The sequence below is a fragment of the Proteus sp. fly-1067 genome (genome assembly GCF_040139345.1).
Taxonomy (GTDB): Bacteria; Pseudomonadota; Gammaproteobacteria; order Enterobacterales; family Enterobacteriaceae; genus Proteus; species Proteus vulgaris_B.
Map to the genome: position 1 here is coordinate 1 of NZ_JBEEUL010000225.1, position 548 is coordinate 548.

Sequence of the window (548 nt, forward strand, 5' to 3'; positions counted from 1 at the left end):
GGCTCAGGACGCGGACGTAATAGTTTTTATCTTGCTCTGCAAGGCTATGATGTCACTGCTGTGGATATTAACCCACAACACATTCAAGCAATTGAGTTTGTAAAAAGACAAGCAGAGATCGAAAATATCAAGACCGCCGTTTATGATATTAATAGCCATCAAATAAAAGGTGACTATGACCTGATTATATCGACGGTTGTTCTAATGTTTTTACAGAGAGAGAACATTGCTAATGTTATTGCCGATATGCAGGCGCACACATTATCTGGCGGTATTAATTTAATTGTTTGCCCAGTTGAAACACCAGATGCACCACTTGATTTGATCCCATTCAAATGTTTCCTCAAAGCCGGTGAGCTTCAAGAGTATTATCAAGATTGGGAAATTTTAAAGTACAACGAAGATCCTGGACATTTGCATCGCACTGATGCGGATGGTAACCGTATTAAACTTAATTTTGCGACATTGATTGCGAAGAAAAAATAATATTATTGCGGGATACATGAGTATCCCGCTAAATCATTAAGCTTAGTTTGTTGCTTTTGCTT

General features: G+C 38.1%; 1 protein-coding gene. It reads left to right on the top strand.

What is annotated here, in order from left to right; genetic code table 11:
- The coding region (locus tag ABN217_RS20120; protein ID WP_349459985.1) for a methyltransferase domain-containing protein at positions 1-486 on the top strand (486 nt) is incomplete at its 5' end.
- Positions 487-548 lie beyond the last annotated feature (62 nt).